Origin of the sequence: Bacillus sp. Hm123, assembly GCF_051842975.2 — a bacterium.
In the GTDB taxonomy this organism is placed as follows: domain Bacteria; phylum Bacillota; class Bacilli; order Bacillales; family Domibacillaceae; genus Bacillus_CE.
Genome location: NZ_CM200277.1, coordinates 1,237,918 through 1,256,643, shown reverse-complemented (window position 1 = coordinate 1,256,643; position 18,726 = coordinate 1,237,918). Strand labels below are relative to the sequence as shown.

Annotated in this window: 20 protein-coding genes; 3 read left to right on the top strand and 17 right to left on the bottom strand. The window is 40.3% G+C overall.

What is annotated here, in order from left to right; genetic code table 11:
• Window positions 1-32: 32 nt before the first annotated feature.
• The 6 genes from ACSVDJ_RS06580 to sigG all read right to left on the bottom strand — a co-directional run bounded on the left by ACSVDJ_RS06580 (window position 33) and on the right by sigG (window position 3,488).
• Window positions 33-305 carry a YggT family protein gene (locus tag ACSVDJ_RS06580; protein WP_439169303.1) on the bottom strand — a complete coding sequence of 91 codons (273 nt, stop codon included), beginning with the start codon at window positions 303-305 and terminating at the stop codon, window positions 33-35.
• An 8-nt stretch (window positions 306-313) separates the two neighbouring features.
• The gene (locus tag ACSVDJ_RS06575; RefSeq protein ID WP_439169322.1) at window positions 314-745 is read right to left on the bottom strand and encodes a cell division protein SepF; all 432 of its coding nucleotides are present in this window, start codon (window positions 743-745) and stop codon (window positions 314-316) included.
• A gap of 18 nt (window positions 746-763) precedes the next feature.
• Window positions 764-1,435 (bottom strand): YggS family pyridoxal phosphate-dependent enzyme, encoded by a 672-nt coding sequence (locus tag ACSVDJ_RS06570; RefSeq protein WP_439169304.1) that lies wholly within the window; start codon window positions 1,433-1,435, stop codon window positions 764-766.
• A 5-nt stretch (window positions 1,436-1,440) separates the two neighbouring features.
• Window positions 1,441-2,265: a peptidoglycan editing factor PgeF gene (pgeF, locus tag ACSVDJ_RS06565; RefSeq protein ID WP_439169306.1), complete on the bottom strand. Its 825-nt coding sequence runs from the start codon at window positions 2,263-2,265 to the stop codon at window positions 1,441-1,443.
• 71 nt (window positions 2,266-2,336) lie between these two features.
• Window positions 2,337-2,609 (bottom strand): YlmC/YmxH family sporulation protein, encoded by a 273-nt coding sequence (locus tag ACSVDJ_RS06560; RefSeq protein ID WP_439169307.1) that lies wholly within the window; start codon window positions 2,607-2,609, stop codon window positions 2,337-2,339.
• 102 nt (window positions 2,610-2,711) lie between these two features.
• Window positions 2,712-3,488, bottom strand: a complete 777-nt coding sequence (gene sigG / locus ACSVDJ_RS06555; protein ID WP_439169308.1) for an RNA polymerase sporulation sigma factor SigG — start codon at window positions 3,486-3,488, stop codon at window positions 2,712-2,714.
• A 66-nt stretch (window positions 3,489-3,554) separates the two neighbouring features.
• On the opposite strand from sigG, the gene ACSVDJ_RS06550 reads away from it, so the two are divergent.
• The 3 genes from ACSVDJ_RS06550 to ACSVDJ_RS06540 are packed head-to-tail and all read left to right on the top strand — an operon-like array spanning window position 3,555 to window position 4,382.
• Window positions 3,555-3,947, top strand: a complete 393-nt coding sequence (locus ACSVDJ_RS06550) for a hypothetical protein (protein ID WP_518620285.1) — start codon at window positions 3,555-3,557, stop codon at window positions 3,945-3,947.
• A gap of 57 nt (window positions 3,948-4,004) precedes the next feature.
• Entirely contained in the window at window positions 4,005-4,190 is a 186-nt protein-coding gene (locus ACSVDJ_RS06545) for a hypothetical protein (RefSeq protein ID WP_518620283.1), read from the top strand.
• Window positions 4,191-4,247: 57 nt separating this feature from the next.
• Window positions 4,248-4,382: a hypothetical protein gene (locus tag ACSVDJ_RS06540; RefSeq protein ID WP_439169325.1), complete on the top strand. Its 135-nt coding sequence runs from the start codon at window positions 4,248-4,250 to the stop codon at window positions 4,380-4,382.
• A gap of 120 nt (window positions 4,383-4,502) precedes the next feature.
• Here ACSVDJ_RS06540 and sigE read toward each other — a convergent pair whose 3' ends face one another.
• The 11 genes from sigE to ACSVDJ_RS06485 form a co-directional block, all read right to left on the bottom strand.
• Window positions 4,503-5,222, bottom strand: a complete 720-nt coding sequence (sigE, locus tag ACSVDJ_RS06535) for an RNA polymerase sporulation sigma factor SigE (protein WP_439169326.1) — start codon at window positions 5,220-5,222, stop codon at window positions 4,503-4,505.
• 48 nt (window positions 5,223-5,270) lie between these two features.
• Complete coding sequence (gene spoIIGA, locus ACSVDJ_RS06530; protein ID WP_439169327.1) at window positions 5,271-6,197, bottom strand: sigma-E processing peptidase SpoIIGA; 927 nt, start codon at window positions 6,195-6,197, stop codon at window positions 5,271-5,273.
• 264 nt (window positions 6,198-6,461) lie between these two features.
• On the bottom strand, window positions 6,462-7,616 hold the full coding sequence (gene ftsZ, locus ACSVDJ_RS06525) for a cell division protein FtsZ (protein ID WP_439169329.1): 1,155 nt from the start codon (window positions 7,614-7,616) through the stop codon (window positions 6,462-6,464).
• A gap of 39 nt (window positions 7,617-7,655) precedes the next feature.
• Window positions 7,656-8,945 (bottom strand): cell division protein FtsA, encoded by a 1,290-nt coding sequence (ftsA, locus tag ACSVDJ_RS06520; RefSeq protein ID WP_439169331.1) that lies wholly within the window; start codon window positions 8,943-8,945, stop codon window positions 7,656-7,658.
• A 305-nt stretch (window positions 8,946-9,250) separates the two neighbouring features.
• Window positions 9,251-10,036 (bottom strand): cell division protein FtsQ/DivIB, encoded by a 786-nt coding sequence (locus ACSVDJ_RS06515; protein WP_439169332.1) that lies wholly within the window; start codon window positions 10,034-10,036, stop codon window positions 9,251-9,253.
• Between the two features lie 105 nt (window positions 10,037-10,141).
• Window positions 10,142-11,239: an undecaprenyldiphospho-muramoylpentapeptide beta-N-acetylglucosaminyltransferase gene (gene murG / locus ACSVDJ_RS06510; RefSeq protein ID WP_439169333.1), complete on the bottom strand. Its 1,098-nt coding sequence runs from the start codon at window positions 11,237-11,239 to the stop codon at window positions 10,142-10,144.
• 353 nt (window positions 11,240-11,592) lie between these two features.
• The gene (gene spoVE, locus ACSVDJ_RS06505) at window positions 11,593-12,693 is read right to left on the bottom strand and encodes a stage V sporulation protein E (RefSeq protein ID WP_439169334.1); all 1,101 of its coding nucleotides are present in this window, start codon (window positions 12,691-12,693) and stop codon (window positions 11,593-11,595) included.
• Window positions 12,694-12,763: 70 nt separating this feature from the next.
• A complete protein-coding gene (gene murD, locus ACSVDJ_RS06500) occupies window positions 12,764-14,116 on the bottom strand; it encodes a UDP-N-acetylmuramoyl-L-alanine--D-glutamate ligase (RefSeq protein WP_439169335.1) in 1,353 nt (450 codons plus the stop codon).
• Window positions 14,117-15,091 carry a phospho-N-acetylmuramoyl-pentapeptide-transferase gene (gene mraY, locus ACSVDJ_RS06495; RefSeq protein WP_439169336.1) on the bottom strand — a complete coding sequence of 325 codons (975 nt, stop codon included), beginning with the start codon at window positions 15,089-15,091 and terminating at the stop codon, window positions 14,117-14,119.
• Between the two features lies 1 nt (window position 15,092).
• Window positions 15,093-16,571, bottom strand: coding sequence for a UDP-N-acetylmuramoyl-L-alanyl-D-glutamate--2,6-diaminopimelate ligase (locus tag ACSVDJ_RS06490; RefSeq protein ID WP_439169337.1), 1,479 nt, complete (start codon window positions 16,569-16,571; stop codon window positions 15,093-15,095).
• A gap of 156 nt (window positions 16,572-16,727) precedes the next feature.
• Window positions 16,728-18,662: a stage V sporulation protein D gene (locus tag ACSVDJ_RS06485; RefSeq protein ID WP_518620610.1), complete on the bottom strand. Its 1,935-nt coding sequence runs from the start codon at window positions 18,660-18,662 to the stop codon at window positions 16,728-16,730.
• Window positions 18,663-18,726: the final 64 nt, after the last annotated feature.

Below are 18,726 nucleotides of genomic sequence, written 5' to 3'. Positions count from 1 at the left end.
AAAAAGGGAGCCAACGTCTCCCTCTTTTTTGGTCAAAATAATGTAATCATCCAATATTGTAATTGAACTATTCCTGCCGTAGCCAATTTTAGCACAAGAAAAGCAACAAGTGGGGATAGATCAAGCATGCCCAGTGGTGGAACGATTTTTCTAAACGGCTCCAAATACGGTTCACATATTTTCGTTAAAAATTGCCCAATACTCGTTTCTCGTGCATTTGGAAACCAAGACATTAAAATATAAATAATTAATGCCCAAGAATAAAGTTGAATAGCTCCCATTAAAAAACTAAAAACAATTTGCATATTGTTTACTACCACCTCGAATTATCAGTATCTTCTTCGGGTAAAAATTGCGAAATATTCCCTGTAACTTCCACGTTATCAGGTGTACAAAGAACAATCTTCGGACCCAACTGTTGAATTTCCCCACCAATAGCGTAGACGGTACCGCTTAAAAAATCAACTATTCGCTTCGCTTGATCATGCTGAATACGTTGCAAATTCACAATCACTGCTTTTCTATTCTTTAAATGATCCGCAATTTCCTGTGCTTCTGCAAATACTCTCGGTTCAAAAAGAATCACTTTTGAAGCCTTTTGTACACTTTGCAAGCTCACTACATTTTTCTTAGCGGACTTAGGTTGTTTAACCTCTTCCTGCTCTACTTCATCTGTCGTTGCCTCTAGCTGATAGTCCTCATCATCCAAAAAAAACAACTCTTTAAATTTAGACTTGATTCCCATCATTCCACCTCCCGGACTCTATTCCCCAACAAGAGCCGTACCGACCCGAATCATTGTTGCTCCTTCTTCAACGGCAATTGTATAGTCATTACTCATTCCCATTGATAACTCTTGACACGGCGCATACGTTAAACCTAGTTTTTGCACCTGTTCTTGTAGCTGCTTTAATTGTTTAAAACAACTGCGCAACAAGTCTTCATCCTCTGTTAAAGGTGCCATCGTCATTAAGCCGCACACGTTCACTTTTTCCAATTGCTCTAGTTGCTGAACGAAAGGAATCACCTCTTCCGGATGCAGGCCATGCTTCGACTCTTCTCCGGATACATTGACTTGAATCAAACAATTCATCGGTTGAGTCGCCCGTTTATTAATTTCTTCAGCAAGCGACAAACGATCGAGAGAATGTATGTATGATACATGGTCAATAATATTTTTTGCTTTTCTTGTTTGCAAACTACCTATGAAGTGCCAAACAGGCTCGTCCTTTAACACTTCCCACTTTTTCAACAGTCCTTCATCTCGATTTTCACCGAGATGAACAATACCTGCTTCAAGAGCTTCTTGCGCTCGCTCTGTTGATACATACTTAGTCACTGCGATCAGTTTGATTTCATCGGGATCTCTGTCTACTTTTTGACAAGTTTTTTCGATATTCTTTTGAATATTTTTTAAATTATCTATTACTTTCATCGTACTTATTTCTCCTTCCAACCAATGAACCCCATCATTCGCCCTGTCTTTCCAACGTCACGACGATGGGAAAAAAATTCATTCTGACAACTTGTACAATAATGAGTTATTTTAATATTTTTTTGCGGAATGCCCGCTTTCATAACAATCAATTTATTGAGTAGCTGTAACGATAAATGATATTGACCCTTACTTCCATCAACTGCCGCATAAGGCATTTCCTTTTCTGAATCTACCCATTGACGAACTTTCTCTATTACATGATCATCAACGACATAACATTCTTTGCATATCGATGGCCCAATGACCACCTCGATGTCTTCTGGTTGAATACCGTCTTCTTGCCATTTCCTCACCATGTCAAATCCAATTCCTAACACTGTCCCTTTCCAACCAGCATGTGCCGTTCCTATTCTCTTAGACTTGTTTGAAAAAAAGTAAAGAGGTACACAATCGGCATAGCATAACGTCAACAGTATCCCTTTTTCATCTGTAAAGAAGCCATCTGTTGCTTCGAAACTTGTGTCGTAATCGAGTGCACCTTTTCCTTTATCTTTTTTCCCAACTTCAACGATTCGATGGTCGTGCGTCTGAACAGCTCCTACCCAATTGGATGCTGGAAAGTTCAAAACCTTACCTAATAGTTGACGATTTCCACATACATCTTCTAAACAGTCATGAACATGAAATCCGACATTCAAGCTGTTAAAAGCTCCTTGACTTAGTCCGCCTTCTTTTGTAGTAAAGCCAGCGACAAGGTTTGCGTCAATGTCTTGCCATTCTTTAATGATATACACACTATTATGAACAGAAACAAATGGTTCCTTCATTCTTCATACTCCCGATGATTTTCCTCTAGTTTAACATAAAATCACGTTCGACATGTCAAGGAAAAAAGAAATTATTCCTCTTTTGATGTCACTTCAATAGAATTAATAGCAGCAGAGTGACGAACGAGAATGACATCCTCTCCAATTTTAACAATTTGCGGCCAAGGAATCACAATCTCTTCTTCTTTGCCAAAAAAGCCAAACATCTTTCCTCCTCTACTGATGACGATAGAATCGATCGTACCAGCTGTCAAATTCAAATGAATATCTGTAATATTTCCAAGCTTCTTTCCGTTGGCGACGTTCACAATGTCTTTAAGCTGGAATTCTGATATTCTACTCACTTGTTTGTCCCCCCGCTCATCTATTTACTGTTTTCATTATATGCGGACATAAAAAAATAAGACTCTTCTTGCGTAGGTCGCTTCAGAGTCATACAGAGAATATTAATTAATATTTTTATTCATTTGTTTAATAGCTGCTTTTTCAAGCCTAGAAACTTGAGCTTGAGAAATACCAATTTCATCAGCTACTTCCATTTGTGTTTTCCCTTGATAAAACCGTTTGCGAATAATCATTTTTTCGCGTTCATTTAACCTTTTCAATCCTTCTTTCAAAGCAATTTCTTCTATCCAATTCGTATCCTTGTGGCTTTCATCACTTAATTGATCCATCACAAATATTGGATCTCCGCCATCATTATAAATAGGCTCAAATAATGAGACCGGATCTTGAATCGCGTCAAGCGCAAAAACAACTTCTTCCTTTGTCAAACCGAGCTCCTTACTAATTTCTTCCGCTGTCGGCTCCTTAGACGTCTCCGTCATCATCCTTTCCCGCACCTGTAATGCTTTATAAGCAATATCCCTTAAAGAACGAGAGACCCTTATCGGATTATTATCCCGCAAATACCTTCTAATTTCACCGATAATCATCGGTACTGCATAAGTAGAAAATCGCACATTATGACTTAAATCAAAATTATCTATAGATTTCATCAAACCGATACAGCCTACTTGAAACAAATCATCCACATACTCGCCGCGATTATTAAAGCGCTGGATCACACTTAGCACCAGTCGCAAATTCCCATTCACAAGTGTCTCACGCGCTGACCACTCGCCCGCCTGAAGACGCTTAAATAACACCTTCATCTCTTCATTTTTTAACACAGGGAGCTTCGAAGTATCCACACCGCAAATCTCAACTTTATTACGCGCCATTATGAAAAATCCCCTCCTCGCAGGAACTGCTGTACAACCACAGTATCTCCCTGCAAAAAGAAAACTATGCATAAAAAGAAAAGCGGAAGGCGCTGTTTAGCGACGTATGGACTGGAGCCATCCGTACGAGATAAAGGAAACACGATGAACGATAGTGAATCGATGTTGACTTATCGCAAGGAGGATGGCGGAAGTTCACTAGTCGCTAGCGCCTGGAGCTGGACAAATCGAAAAGCGAAGCCGACTGTCCAGACACGACAAGCAAATGACAGAATGACGAAATGGCGTTCTTCAGCCATGCAGTCAGGCTGGCATTTGACTCGAGTGTCTAGGAGGCGGAGCTGGACACAAGAAAAGCGGAAGCGGCCGTTTAGACTCGGCAGGCATAAGACGGACCGCCGTAGTGGCGTTCTTTGCCACATAGGCGTGACGGCTTATGTCCGAGAGTCTGGCCGCTGAAGCTGGACACCTAGAAAAGCGGAGCCGACTGTCCAGACACGACAAGCAAATGACAGAATGACGAAATGGCGTTCTTCAGCCATGCAGTCAGGCTGGCATTTGACTCGAGTGTCTAGGAGGCGGAGCTGGACACAAGAAAAGCGGAAGCGGCCGTTTAGACTCGGCAGGCATAAGACGGACCGCCGTAGTGGCGTTCTTTGCCACATAGGCGTGACGGCTTATGTCCGAGAGTCTGGCCGCTGAAGCTGGACACCTAGAAAAGCGGAGCCGACTGTCCAGACACGACAAGCAAATGACAGAATGACGAAATGGCGTTCTTCAGCCATGCAGTCAGGCTGGCATTTGACTCGAGTGTCTAGGAGGCGGAGCTGGACACAAGAAAAGCGGAAGGCGCTGTTCAGCGACGTATGGACTGGAACGAGCCGATCGAGATAAAGGAAACACGATGAACGACAGTGAATCGATGTTGACTTATCGCAAGGAGGATTGTGGAAGTCCACTAGTCGCTAGCTCCTGGAGCTGGACAAAAAGAAAAAAAAGCGGAATACTCCGCTTCTACACCATCTTATTGAATTCTTTTTGCAGTCGATGAATGATTCGTTTCTCTAACCTAGAAATATATGATTGCGAAATCCCCAGGAGGTCCGCTACATCTTTTTGAGTTTTTTCCTCACCACCCCTTAAGCCAAATCTTAGCTCCATGATTTGTTTTTCCCGATCTGAGAGCTGCTCCATCGCTTTAAATAGCAAGCTTCTGTCTACTCCTGCTTCAATATCTTTCGTAATGACGTCGTTCTCGGTTCCTAAAACATCTGAAAGTAATAGTTCATTTCCGTCCCAATCGACATTTAATGGTTCATCAAAGGAAACTTCCGATCTAATTTTATTATTCCGTCTTAAATACATTAAGATTTCATTCTCAATACAGCGAGAAGCGTAAGTAGCTAGTTTAATTTTCTTTTCGGGATTAAATGTATTGACGGCTTTAATTAACCCAATCGTCCCAATACTAATTAAGTCTTCAATATTGATCCCTGTATTTTCAAACTTCCTAGCTATATAAACGACTAATCGCAAATTCCTTTCAATCAACAACGCTCTAGCAGCCTGATCTCCGTTTGGCAGTTTAGATAACAACTTCTCTTCTTCATCTCTCGAAAGAGGTGGCGGGAGAGCTTCACTGCCGCCAATATAGTATATTTCATCGGTCTTCAAACCTAGTTTAATGAGAAGCTTATACCAGTAATACGCCATTTTTATTCGTAAAGTTTTCATAAAGCAACCTCCCTCTTAATAAGTTGATATAGACAGAATGAAACCACCTTAAGAAACTTCTTCATAGGAAAAGGCAAGGACCATTTTAGGATGTAGAATACAGGAGAACTGATCATCTGAAGACAATTGTACGGTCGTAAAGCTTACCAATATTTTATTTACATCAATTCGCTTATGCCCATTGCTGATCTGCACCTTGTCCGGTTTAAAAGCAAGTAGCAACTGTTGAGCTTTTCCCACAGATTTCGCGGGAATAATTCTCATTTTTTCCAGCCATTCATTCGGAAGACGCCCGTCATCTAGTAATAATCGTTCTGGTTGATCAGAGCTGACAATAATCTCGCTTGGGAATTTTTCTTCTATCCCTTTTGTTGACACTAACATCACCGGCGTTTTCGAGATCGGATCTTGTAATTGGTTACCGGTATCCACTAACCCTTTAACGAATAAAACTAAGCCGTTCATCTCAATCGTCACATCCATCAACTGATCATACTGTATTTGCGCTGTTTGAAAGTCGTCCATTCTGTTTTTAGCAAAATACCATGCTAATGGGAAACCAAACATCACAAATATCCAACTAATCGGATCACCAACACCGCGTAAGCTTGCCAAAAATACGTTAGACTCAATATCCATATCGAATCGGATAAAATAATGGGCCCCTAAAAGCATGCCTCCCGTTAAAAAAGTAGAAAAATAAAGGGTCATTAAATTAGTAAAGAAAAATTTCCAACGCTTAAAACCATATGCAACAAGTACCATACTAATAGATAAAGCCAACTTAGACACTGGATGTCCAGTCAATTCTGTCCAAGGACTGATGATGAAAAAGACACTGATCGATCCGACCAACCCACCTAACAATAGACGATACCATTTGGCTGAACGTTTCAAAAATATAGCGCTCATCCAAAGCAATAAACAATCCGCTAAAAAATTCAATAACCATAAGGCATCTAAATAAAGGATCATACCGTCCTCCTCCTGGCAAATAAATTGTTAGCAGTTAAGTTGATTTAAGTATAGAGGACACAATAATAAAAGTCTGTCACAATTAGGAAGAAAAAAAGAAAAGTTTTTCATGGAAGCTTTCGAAGTTTGTCAAACGATTTTAGTTATAAATTGCACAATTAGAACTATTGTCCTATAATAAAAAAGAAAAGAGTAGCATCTTTACTACTACTCTTTTCCGTTAATTTCAAATGATATTTAATTATTAATGAAAACACTCTCGACTTATCGACGTCGATTACGATTACGAAGAAAAGTTGGTATATCAAGTGTGTCTTCTACTGGCTGTGAATGCTGCCTTGGTGGCATTTCTTGTTGAACAGGCTCTTCCCGCTTCACTTCTCGTTTAGGCGCCGGAGTGACCGTCGATGGTTGAGGCTTTGCTTGGCCAAGTCCAGTACGCGGTTGCTTAGGTGGTTGCATAGCAGACTCCTTAAATCCGGTTGCAATCACTGTTACTACGATTTCATCTTTTAAGTTTTCGTTAATAACAGAACCAAAAATCATATTCACTTCTTGATCAGAAGCAGAAGCTACAATGTCGGCTGCCTCTTGAACTTCATATAAGCTTAAATTTGTGCCGCCAGTAATGTTCATAATCACACCTTGTGCACCATCGATAGATGTTTCAAGCAATGGACTAGAAATCGCTTTTTTTGCTGCTTCCGCTGCGCGATTTTCGCCAGAAGCTACCCCGATCCCCATTAGTGCTGATCCTTTATTCGACATAATCGTTTTCACATCAGCAAAGTCAAGGTTAATTAATCCAGGAGTAGCAATTAAATCTGAAATACCTTGAACCCCTTGGCGAAGAACATTGTCCGCTTCTCTAAATGCTTCAAGCATCGGTGTGCTCTTATCGACAATTTCTAATAAACGATCATTTGGAATAACAATTAACGTATCCACAGCAGCCTTCATCGCTTCTATTCCACCTGCTGCTTGTGTGGCACGCTTACGACCTTCAAACGTAAAAGGACGTGTAACAACCCCCACAGTTAATGCTCCAAGGTCTTTAGAAATTTGAGCGATTACAGGGGCTGCTCCCGTTCCTGTTCCTCCACCCATTCCCGCTGTAACGAATACCATATCCGCTCCACGTAATGCTTCTTCAATTTGCTCTTTGCTTTCTTCCGCTGCTTTCTTCCCAACTTCTGGATTCGCTCCTGCTCCAAGTCCACGAGTCAGCTTTGAACCAATTTGCATTTTTATTTCTGCTTTTGACAGATTTAATGCTTGGGCATCCGTATTAACAGCAATAAATTCTACTCCTTGAACCCCATGCTCGATCATGCGGTTCACAGCATTATTTCCGCCGCCACCTACACCTATAACTTTAATTGTTGCTAATGAATCTAAATTAGTATCAAACTCCAACATGACAAATCCTCCTAATTCGTCGTTATTTCTCTATGATGACTATTCTTCAAAAAAGTAGCCGAAGAATTTTTTTACTTTCGAAGTCAATTTTTGATCTTCTGTCTTCTCAGGTTTCACCTTTTTAGGCTTAGGTGCTTCTTTCGGCTGCGTCTCAGTTACAGTCATTGGCTCTAGAGTTGTGCTTACATTTCTTCCTTGCAATCTAGCATTTTTGTACGCATATTTAATTAAACCAACCGCTGCCGTATATTGCGGTTCCCTTACCCCGATATAATCAGGAATAGCCACGCGAACACGGTTTTGGAACACATCTTGCGCTAAATCAAGGATACCTGGTATAGCAGATGTTCCTCCAGTTAAAACAAAGCCTCCAGGTACATCGTGAACTCCTTGATGCCTCAATTCCTCAATCACCATTTCAAACACTTCTTCTAACCTAGCCTCAATGATATCAGAAATTTCAAGCTGGTTAAATTGTTGATGCTGATCGCTTCCTATGATTGGAACACTGAACACTTCCTCTTCAGAAGCGAGCTCATAAAAAGCATGACCATAGGTTCGCTTTACTTGCTCGGCATCCTCCGTCGAAGTCCGCAACCCGATGGATAAATCTTTTGTAATGTGATCGCCACCTATTGGAAAAACAACCGCTCCTTTTAAGTGGCCTTGATTAAAGGTAGAGACCGTCGTAGACCCTCCACCGATATCAACTAACACGGTTCCTAAGTTTTGTTCATCCTTTGATAAAGCAATTTCCCCAGCAGCTAGTGGTTGAAACACAATATCCATAATTTCTAGGCCAGCCCGTTCTACACAACGCAACGTATTATGTAAAAATGTTTTAGAACCCGTTACAATAATACCTTCCATCTCCAAACGGACTCCGATCATTCCTCTTGGATCCATAATTTCATCCAAGCCATCTACAATAAACTGCTTAGGAATAACATTGATGATTTCGCGATCAGGAGGAATAGACATCACTTGAGAAGCATCCATTACTCTAATAATATCTTCATCTGTTATCTCTCTATTTTCGCTAGATACAGCAACAACACCGTTGCATGGGTGCAAAACCGCATGATTACCAGCGATCCCCACAATCACTTGCTTAATCTCCATGCCCACCATTCTCTCAGCCTGCTCAATGGCCTTTTTAATAGAATGAACGGTTTCATCTATGTCCACCACAGAACCTTTGCGAATGCCTTTAGATTTAACACTTCCAACACCGATAATATTTAAAGAATCATTAACCATTTCCCCAATAATGACCTTTATGGCGGATGTACCGATGTCAAGGCTAACTAAAATTTCATTGCTGTTCATTCTTTGGCACCTCCTTTACCTCCAAAACCACTCTTTGATCGAACAACAATAGAACTACTCATTATTCATTTTTATACAGAGAGTATTCGTCATTTTGAACAAATTTCCCTTTTAATATTCATCGTTTTTTCAGTCTTTTCCATTTTTATTTTCAGAAAACAAAATAACTGATTTTAACCCCTTTAAAGGAAGAACTGTTACCTATCAGTCTACACTAAGATGTACACCTAGAAAAGCCAAACCTCGCTCAATAAAGAGGAAGAACAAACAAAATTTTGTTTTTGAACGATCAAAACCTCAAATTTTTATGGATCTAGTGGTGATTGTTCTTCTTGGCCACTAGTTTTCGCGTCGTATGCCCTGAAATAGGAGCCTATTTCAATATCGATAACCCCTTTAACATTGGGGTCTAATTGACTTACAATCGATGGATAATACACCATCTTGTCAGAAAATGTCTTCAATGAAGCGGATACTTCAAATCCGTCATTCATAAATAATTGAATATGATAGGAATCTGTCTTTTTAGGTTGATAATAAATTTCAGAGATTGAATTAGTAATTTCATTTGGTAAATCTCCTAAAGACTGCATCATTTTATCTAACACTTTTCCTTCTTTAAATCCATGGAGTACCGGAAGCTCATCTAATGTTTGTGTTGTAGCTGTTTTCAACACCGTTCCATTATCTAAAACAGGATAAAAACTCTTTCCTTTTGACAAATAAGCAAGCTTAGCCCGTTCTTCTACTTTGATCACTAATTTGTTCGGAAAGGACCAAGTGACTGCTCCATCTTTAATTTTCGGATGCTGTTTTAATTGCTCAGCCACCCCCTGTTTGTTTACACGCCACAAGCTACTTTCCTCACGAAGCCCACTTGTTTCAATCACTTCAGCTTTAGATAGAAAATGGTTACCAATTACATCAATTTGCTGCACTCGACTAAGGGGAGACTGAAAATAGACAATGGTAATCACAATTAGAAAAAAGAGCGAAACGATACTAACAAGGCGCCGATTCGTTTTGCGTTTTTTTAGCTTTTTCAGCTGTGGAATTCGCTCTTCAATTGAAATGATCTTTCCCTTTTCCATGCCTGTTCCTCCCGACAAACGGACTGTTTATAAATATAGAAACGACATAGCTCATCTCGCATTAAATATTACTATACAAAATAGCATTAGCTGCTAGATTCTTTCTCAGCTTCTTCCTGTCAATTGGAGCATCACTTTATATAGACGATCGGATGCATCTTTAATTCCTAATTTTCCAGCCGCTTGTTTCATCGTTTCTAATTCAGTTTCATCTAATAATATGTCATCTAAATGTTTAATTAACGTTTCTGCTGTTAAATCTTTTTCATGTAATAAACTAGCTGCTTGGTGGTCAGTAAGTGAACGAGCATTTTTCTCTTGATGATTATTGGTCACATAAGGACTTGGTACAAGAATACTCGGTACACCTAAAGCCGTTAATTCAGCTAAGGTCGTTGCTCCTGCTCGAGATAACACTAAATCACTTTCAACAAGCACCTCTGGCATATTGTAAATAAATGGAGCAATCGCTACATTTTTCGGCTTTCCTACCTTCTCAATTTCTGATTCCACTTGATTATAGTGAACCTCACCAGTAATATAAAGCACTTGATACATTCGCTCAGCAATAGTTGGTAGTGCTTGAATAACCGCTTCATTAATTGGACGTGCTCCTCGACTTCCACCAAAAATTAATACCGTTTTCTTATCATTCGTTAAACCAAACTCACTCAAAATCCCAGATGGTTTCGCATTCGCCACTTCTGAGGCACGAGGATTTCCTGTCAGCACAACCTTCTCTTTTGGAAAAAACGTTTCCGCTTCCTGAAAGCAAATAGCGATCTTGTCGACATACTTACTCAAAAACTTATTCGTTAAGCCCGGTACACTATTTTGCTCATGAATAATTGTGGGGATTCCAAGCTTTGAAGCTGCATACACAACAGGTCCACAAACATAGCCTCCTGTACCGATGACAACATCTGGTTTAAATTCCCGCAACATTTTCTTACACTCGCTAACTCCTTTTAGAAAGCGCATCACAGTCTTTACATTTTCCATCGATATCGAACGTTTAAAACCAGTGATTTCGATTGTTCGAAAAGGGATAGCTTCTCTTGTTACTAATTTAGATTCCAATCCCGCTTCTGTTCCAATGTATAAAAAGGATGTTTCAGGATGTTTTTCCTTTATCATTCGAATAAGAGCAAGAGCCGGATAAATATGGCCTCCCGTTCCCCCGCCACTAACAACAACCTTCATCGTTTTTCACCTCAAATTAATATATACCCTCTCAAGTATTGGTACATTTCAAGAAAATAACTTCTTGAAAGCTTTTACTATCATACTACATTTTCTTACTATATAAATATAGCTTTAGTCTAATTGAAAATAAATCAAAAAAAATGTAGCAATTTTCATCTAATTGTTACATTTCCATCGCTCAAAAAATAAGCCATATCACAATTCGTGCATTCTCATATTAAATCAATATTTCGCGATAATCAATCAATATCCTTTAAAGAAAGCGAAATCATTGGATCTTTTTAACTGAACGAATAATAATCCAATCAACTGCTCCTCCCTAAAAAAAGAAACCTTAAAAGGCTTCTTTTTTAATATCGTGAATATCTACTGATGTTTAATAAAATACCCATAGCAGCAAGCATCAATGTTAACGATGACCCACCGTAGCTTAGAAAAGGTAACGTAATACCCGTCACTGGCATCAGCCCCGTCACTACTCCGACGTTGATCATCACTTGAATGGCAACCATAGCTACCACCCCTACCGCTAAAAAGCTACCGAATAAATCAGGGGCTCCTAACGCTATGCGAATCCCCCGCCAAAGCAAAAGAGAAAATAACAACAGCAGAAACACGCCGCCAATAAAACCAAGCTCCTCTGCTAAAATAGCAAAAATAAAGTCCGTTTGTGGTTCAGGTAAATAGTAATACTTTTGCCTGCTTTCGCCTATTCCTAACCCAAACAATCCACCAGGTCCGATCGCATAGAGGGATTGAATAATTTGAAAGCCACTGCCTAGCGGATCAGACCAAGGATCTAAAAACGAAGTAATCCGTTTCATCCGGTAGGGGGCCGATAACACTAAACCGACAAACCCCACCAAACCGACCATGCCGAGCATCGCAAAGTGAAAGATTCTTGCCCCTGCCACAAAAATCATCACGACACAAGTGCCAACCATGACCGTTCCTGTCCCAAGGTCTGGTTGTAACATAATTAATCCAAAAGCAGTAAACACGAGTGCGAGAGCAGGCACTAATCCTTTACGAAACTCCATCATATATTTTTGATTGTTTGCTAAATATCCAGATAAGAAAATGATCATTGCAAGCTTCATAAATTCCGAAGGCTGGATCGAGAAGGCCCCAGCTCCGATCCAGCTTTGAGATCCATTCCGAACCATTCCAACGCCGGGAATAAGAACTAGAATTAACAGGATGAAACAGATGATGATCCCAAGCCTTGAAAGTCTTCTCCAAGTCCAATATTCCACATTTGTAATAAAATACATTGCAACAAGGCCAACACCAGCAAATAACAACTGCCTTTTAGCAAAAAAGAAAGGGTCATCAAACTTGTATTTAGCCCACACTTCACTCGCACTATACACCATCGTGATGCCAATAGTAAGCAATAACAAAATAACAATGAGCAACAAATAATCAGGTGCAGACTTTTTTACCGACAATGACAAACACCTCTAATTCATAGAATCAGAGCCTTGTCCATCACGCTCTCACTTAAACTAAGACAGGCTCTTAGTTAAGTGTATGCACCGCCTCAATAAATATATCTCCGCGCTGTTCGAAAGTTTTATACTGATCCCAGCTAGCACAAGCAGGAGATAATAAAATCGTATCGCCAGACTGCGACAACTGATACGCCTTAGTAACTGCTTCTGTCATAGCTTCCACTTTCACTACCTCGACAATTCCTGCCTTACGAGCGGTTTCAGCTAGCTTATTTGCCGTTTGCCCAAATGTCACTAACGCTTTCACATTGTGTAAATACGGAAGCAAATCATCAAAACCATTCCCGCGATCTAACCCGCCAGCTAGCAAAATAGTGGGACCTGCAAAAGCAGACAGAGCACTTTTCGTCGCTAACGTATTCGTCGCTTTCGAATCATTATAAAATTTTCTGCCATTCAGCTCACGAACAAATTGCGTCCGATGTTTGACGCCCGAAAAAGTAGATAGCACTTCTTGAATCGCCTCATTCGACACACCCGCCAACTTCACTGCTGAGATCGCACATAAAATATTTTCTAAGTTGTGCATACCAGGTAAAGCAATATCTTGAAGCTTCATAATACTTTCTCCACGGAAACACACCTCACCATTCTCTGCATAGGCTCCATTAGCAACCTTTGTTTTCGTCGAGAACGGAACAATCACTGCTTTTGATTGCTTAGCGAACTGGAACAATTCTTCTTGATCGGCGTTAACAATAAAGAAATCGTCTTCTGTTTGATTTTTTGCGATATTTAGTTTTGCCTTTACATATTCCTCTTTCGTTCCATGATAATCAAGATGAGCATCATAGATATTCGTAATAATGGCAATATGCGGGCAGAATCGATCAATGCCCATCAACTGAAACGAGGAAAGCTCGATGACGACATGGTCTTCTTCCGTAGCTTGTTGAACGACTTGAGAAGCTACTTCACCAATATTCCCCGCAATAATCGCTTTTTTACGATCTGCTTCAAACATTTTATAAATAAGGGTTGTTGTCGTTGTCTTCCCATTTGTTCCGGTAATACCGATGAGCGGAGCTTCTGAAATTAAATAAGCAAGCTCTACTTCTGTTAATACTGGAATGCCTCTAGCAACCGCTCCGTTGACAAGCGGATTAGAGTACGGAATACCAGGGTTCTTTACAATCATTTCAAACCCTTCTTCAAGCAACTCAATCGGATGACTGCCACAAATCACTGTAATCCCTTGCTCAAGTAAATGTTGAGCTTGCGGATTTTCATCTAACGGCTTTTGGTCATTCACTGTCACAAAAGCACCGAGCTTATGTAAAAGCAAAGCAGCACTCACTCCACTTTTTGCTAATCCAAGTACAAGAACTTTTTTATGCTGAAAATCTGTTATTGTTTTCAATTACATCCACGCTCCGATATAAATTCCGATCACTGCACATAACACACCGACCGTCCAAAAAGTGACAACTACTCTCCACTCAGACCAACCGCCAAGCTCAAAATGGTGGTGAAGCGGACTCATACGAAATACACGTTTCCCTGTCGTTTTAAAAGAAACAACTTGAATCATGACAGATAAAGTTTCTGCCACAAACACCGCACCGATCACTAACAGTAAAAATTCCGTTTTCGTTAAAATGGAAATGGTCGCAATCGCTCCACCTAAAGCAAGAGAACCCGTATCTCCCATAAACACTTTTGCAGGGTGAGCATTAAAGACTAAAAATCCTAATACCGCCCCAACAACAGCAAAAGCAAATATTGCTGTTTCATCCATTCCTTGACTCCACGCAATGACAGCAAAGGCACCGAAAGCAATCGCTGACACACCTGATACAAGTCCATCTAAGCCATCTGTTAAATTCACCGCATTCGAAAAGCCGACTAACCAGAAAATTAAAAAGAGGGCATAAAATATTCCTAAATCAATTGTAATATTTGTTAAAGGGAAAGTTAATTCCGTTGATAAATTCGCATTCGTATAAATAACATAGAAAATAATCGAGATCACGATTTGACCTAAAAGCTTCTGCTTCGATGTTAAGCCCAAATTTCGCTTCATGACCACTTTAATAAAGTCATCCAAAAAGCCAAGTAACCCAAATCCAACTGTCACTAATAATAGCAAAACCGTTTCTGTGCCGATCCCTGAATAAATTTGCGCCATAAATAGCGCGGTAATAATGATCGATAGCAGGATCACGATCCCACCCATCGTCGGTGTTCCCGATTTTTTTTGATGGGATTCAGGCCCTTCCTCTCTAATACTTTGCCCAAACTTCAACCTTCTTAAAAACGGGATGAACAACGGTGCAATCGCCACAGTAATGACAAAAGCCATCGCCATCGTTAAAAAGACATCTCTCTCTAGCATATTATTTCTCCTCTTCTTTCCTGTTTACAAGCGCCGCTTTCGCCACCGCACGATCATCAAAATCTAATACGCGATCACCTACAATTTGATAGGTCTCATGCCCTTTTCCAGCAATCACGACAATATCTCCTGGCTGGGCTGCTTCGATCGCATAGAAGATGGCTTCTTTTCGATCGGCAATGATCGTATAGCTTTCTCCATGCACTCCTGCTTCCATATCCTTTAAAATAGCTAAAGGATCTTCACTGCGAGGATTATCAGAAGTAAATACTGCATTCGTAGCGAATTCACATGCTGCTTGAGCCATTAACGGTCGTTTTGTTTTATCGCGGTCTCCCCCGCAACCAACAACAACGAATACACGACCGGTCGCTAACTCTTTAACCGTTTTTAATACATTGATTAGACTATCTGGCGTGTGTGCATAATCAACAATGACGGAAATATTTTCTTCGTTCGGCACTAGCTCAAACCGGCCAGCTACACCTTTGATTTTATCAATCGCTGATAGAATCGTATCGATTGAGATCCCTTTAGAATAAGCCGCTGCAATCGCCGCCAAAACATTGTACACATTAAATTTCCCAGCTAAATTAGTACGAACGGTTTTTCTACCTTCTGGAAACACTAAGTCAAATTCCGTTCCGCTAGCTGTCAACTTCATATTTTTCGCTCGGAACATCGCCTCGTGATCAATCCCATATGTCACAAGATGAGCGGCTGTTTCTTGCTTGTAAATCGCCGACGCTTCGTCATCTTCATTTAAAATAGCAAATTTCGGTTTATTTGCCGAGAATGTATTACCAAGCCTTGTAAAAAGCAAACCTTTCGCTGCCCGATAGTCTTCCATCGTATGGTGATAGTCTAAATGATCTTGCGTTAAGTTAGTAAATACAGCAATATCGTAATCACAACCCCAGACACGCCCCTCTAATAAAGCATGCGAGGAGACTTCCATAATGGCTGTCGTCACGTTTTTCTCATACATATCTTTAAATGTTTTTTGTAGCGTCAAATTTTCAGGCGTCGTATTTTTCGTTTCTATCGTTTCATCCCCGATCTTCATATACATCGTACCAATTAAGCCTGTCGTCTCTTTTGCTTCTACAAATATTTCATTCAACAAATGACTCGTTGTTGTCTTGCCGTTCGTTCCTGTAATACCGATGACATTCATATGCTTAGTTGGGGAGCCGTAATAACAATCCGCAAGCGTAGCCATCGCTCGTTTCGTGCTCGATACAAGAATAACGGGTGCTCCTTCTACTTCAATCGGCTGCTCTGCGACAATCGCGACCGCTCCTTTATTGATCGCTTCTTGCGCGACGGAATGTCCATCAAACGTATATCCTTTTATACAAAGAAATAAAGTGCCATCCATGACTTGACGATGATCATTTTCAATCGATAACACTACAGGATCCGCTGAGCCTACCATTTTATAATAAGGAAGTGACTTTAATAAGTCTGATAATTTCACTATTTTCAATCCTTTCTTTATTGCCAACCTATGTATTGATTGCTTTTTAATTACCTTTACTATTTTAACTAAAAAAAGCAATAGATGCGACTGCTTTCATGAATAAATGAAAATCCCCGCCAATTATATGACGGGAAATAGGTTTCTTTCAAGCTGTTAATTTAAATATATCCTAATAACTGAGCCTGTTTCGACTTTTGTACCAGGCATCGGTGATTGCTGCACTACTTTTTGACCACTTCCCGAAATCTCTAATTTTAAATTTTCTAACTGTACAGATAACTCCTTCTTTGATAAGCCAATTAAATTTGGCACTTTCACAATTTGCGGATCATCCCACTTCACTTCTTTCTCTATTTGCTTCTTTCTTGGTTGAACATTTAATATTTGCAGGCTATCTTCCATCATCTTCCCTACAATAGGGGCCGCGACCGTCCCACCAAATTGTATCGTTCCTTTCGGATTGTCAATCGCTGTGTAGATGACAATTTGCGGATCATCCGCTGGTGCTACTCCAATAAAGGAGACAATGTGATTATTTTTTAAATAAACTCCATCACGAGCTTTTTGTGCCGTTCCCGTTTTGCCTCCCACTCGATAGCCTTCCACAAAGGCATTTCTTCCGGTTCCTTGTGCGACAACACTTTCTAAAGCAAAACGAATTTGTTTGGATGTTTCTTCAGAAATGACCCGTCTTTTGACAACAGGCGTTTTCTTTTTCACTACCTCTCTACTAACAGGGTCCACCAATTCTTTCGCTACATATGGCTCATATAACGTGCCACCATTCACCGCCGCAGAAACCGCTGCTACTTGCTGTATCGGCGTGACGGACACCCCTTGTCCAAAAGAGGTCGTCGCTTGCTCCACTGGTCCCATTCGATTTAGCTTAAATAATAATCCTTTCGCTTCCCCTTGTAAATCAATTCCAGTTTTCTCACCAAATCCAAAGGACCGAACATAAGACAAAAGTTTTTCCTTCCCTAATCGTTCCCCTAACTCAACAAACCCAGGGTTACAAGAGTTTTCAACGACTTCTAAAAAGGATTGATGACCGTGTCCTCCTCTCTTCCAACATCTTAATTTCGCTCCCCCTACACTGACAAATCCGGGGTCATGAAAGTGATCCTTATACAAGTCCACCTTCTTTTCTTCTAATGCTGCGGCAAGCGTAATGATCTTAAACGTAGATCCCGGCTCATATGTGCTCCAAATCGGTAAATTTCGATTAAAAACTTCCGGAGATGCCTCCTGGAATTTCTCCGGATAGAAAGAAGGTCGACTCGCCATCGCCAAAATTTCTCCATTGTTAGGATTCATAGCGATAGCAACCGCTCCATCTGGCTGATACTTCACTTCTGCTAAATCTAATTCTCTTTCCATAATCGTTTGGATCTTTGAATCAATCGTTAACTTTAAATTCAGTCCGTCAGTTGGGGGAGTATAACCATCTGGCATTTGCGGCATTCTTTTTCCTTTTGCATCAGAAAAAAAACTCATGGAGCCTTTTTGACCACTTAACTCCTTATTATAAAATGCTTCTAATCCCATTAACCCTTGATTATCAATGCCGGCAAAACCTAAAACGTGAGCTAAGCTTTTGCCAAATGGATAATGCCTTTTCGAATCCTCCGCTATATATACTCCTTTGATTTCTAAATTTCTCACCTGTTCTGCTTTTTCAAAAGAGATTTTTCTCCCCTCTGGATGAATTCTCTCCATAGAGATTTGTTTTGTAACATGTTGATATGCCTTAGTCGGTGACATATTTAATACCGAAGCTAATTGTTTAGAGGCACTGACTGGATCTTCAATTTGTCGAGGGACGACGTAAACGGTTGGTGCACTTTTATTGTCAGCTAAAGCGACCCCATTTCTATCCACAATCTTTCCCCTCTCTGGCTCAAAAGGGATATTTCTACTCCATAAGTCTTTTGCTTTATTCGTCAAATCATCGCCTAAGGCAAACTGCACATATGCCAGACGAAAACCGATGATGGAGAAAATGATTAACCCAGATAACAAGACAAAAATAAGCCGTTTCCTTACCGTAACAGCCGATGCCCTTTTCAACCAAGCCCCCCCTTCCATTCTCAATCCAATATATGCAAAACAATTGCTTTTATGAAAAAAAGAAAGCTGCCTAGCTGAGCAG

Bases quoted from the DNA above. Each gene is read 5' to 3' on its own strand.
- ACSVDJ_RS06545 (WP_518620283.1), top strand. From the start codon at position 4,005: ATGACGAAATGGCGTTCTTCAGCCATGCAGTCAGGCTGGCATTTGACT.
- ACSVDJ_RS06570 (WP_439169304.1), bottom strand. From the start codon at position 1,435: ATGAAAGTAATAGATAATTTAAAAAATATTCAAAAGAATATCGAAAAA.
- ACSVDJ_RS06575 (WP_439169322.1), bottom strand. From the start codon at position 745: ATGGGAATCAAGTCTAAATTTAAAGAGTTGTTTTTTTTGGATGATGAG.
- murG (WP_439169333.1), bottom strand. From the start codon at position 11,239: ATGAAGGTTGTTGTTAGTGGCGGGGGAACGGGAGGCCATATTTATCCG.
- ACSVDJ_RS06515 (WP_439169332.1), bottom strand. From the start codon at position 10,036: ATGGAAAAGGGAAAGATCATTTCAATTGAAGAGCGAATTCCACAGCTG.
- ACSVDJ_RS06540 (WP_439169325.1), top strand. From the start codon at position 4,248: ATGACGAAATGGCGTTCTTCAGCCATGCAGTCAGGCTGGCATTTGACT.
- ACSVDJ_RS06550 (WP_518620285.1), top strand. From the start codon at position 3,555: ATGCATAAAAAGAAAAGCGGAAGGCGCTGTTTAGCGACGTATGGACTG.
- pgeF (WP_439169306.1), bottom strand. From the start codon at position 2,265: ATGAAGGAACCATTTGTTTCTGTTCATAATAGTGTGTATATCATTAAA.
- ftsA (WP_439169331.1), bottom strand. From the start codon at position 8,945: ATGAACAGCAATGAAATTTTAGTTAGCCTTGACATCGGTACATCCGCC.
- sigG (WP_439169308.1), bottom strand. From the start codon at position 3,488: ATGGCGCGTAATAAAGTTGAGATTTGCGGTGTGGATACTTCGAAGCTC.
- spoIIGA (WP_439169327.1), bottom strand. From the start codon at position 6,197: ATGATCCTTTATTTAGATGCCTTATGGTTATTGAATTTTTTAGCGGAT.
- ftsZ (WP_439169329.1), bottom strand. From the start codon at position 7,616: ATGTTGGAGTTTGATACTAATTTAGATTCATTAGCAACAATTAAAGTT.
- mraY (WP_439169336.1), bottom strand. From the start codon at position 15,091: ATGCTAGAGAGAGATGTCTTTTTAACGATGGCGATGGCTTTTGTCATT.
- sigE (WP_439169326.1), bottom strand. From the start codon at position 5,222: ATGAAAACTTTACGAATAAAAATGGCGTATTACTGGTATAAGCTTCTC.
- ACSVDJ_RS06485 (WP_518620610.1), bottom strand. From the start codon at position 18,662: ATGGAAGGGGGGGCTTGGTTGAAAAGGGCATCGGCTGTTACGGTAAGG.
- ACSVDJ_RS06580 (WP_439169303.1), bottom strand. From the start codon at position 305: ATGCAAATTGTTTTTAGTTTTTTAATGGGAGCTATTCAACTTTATTCT.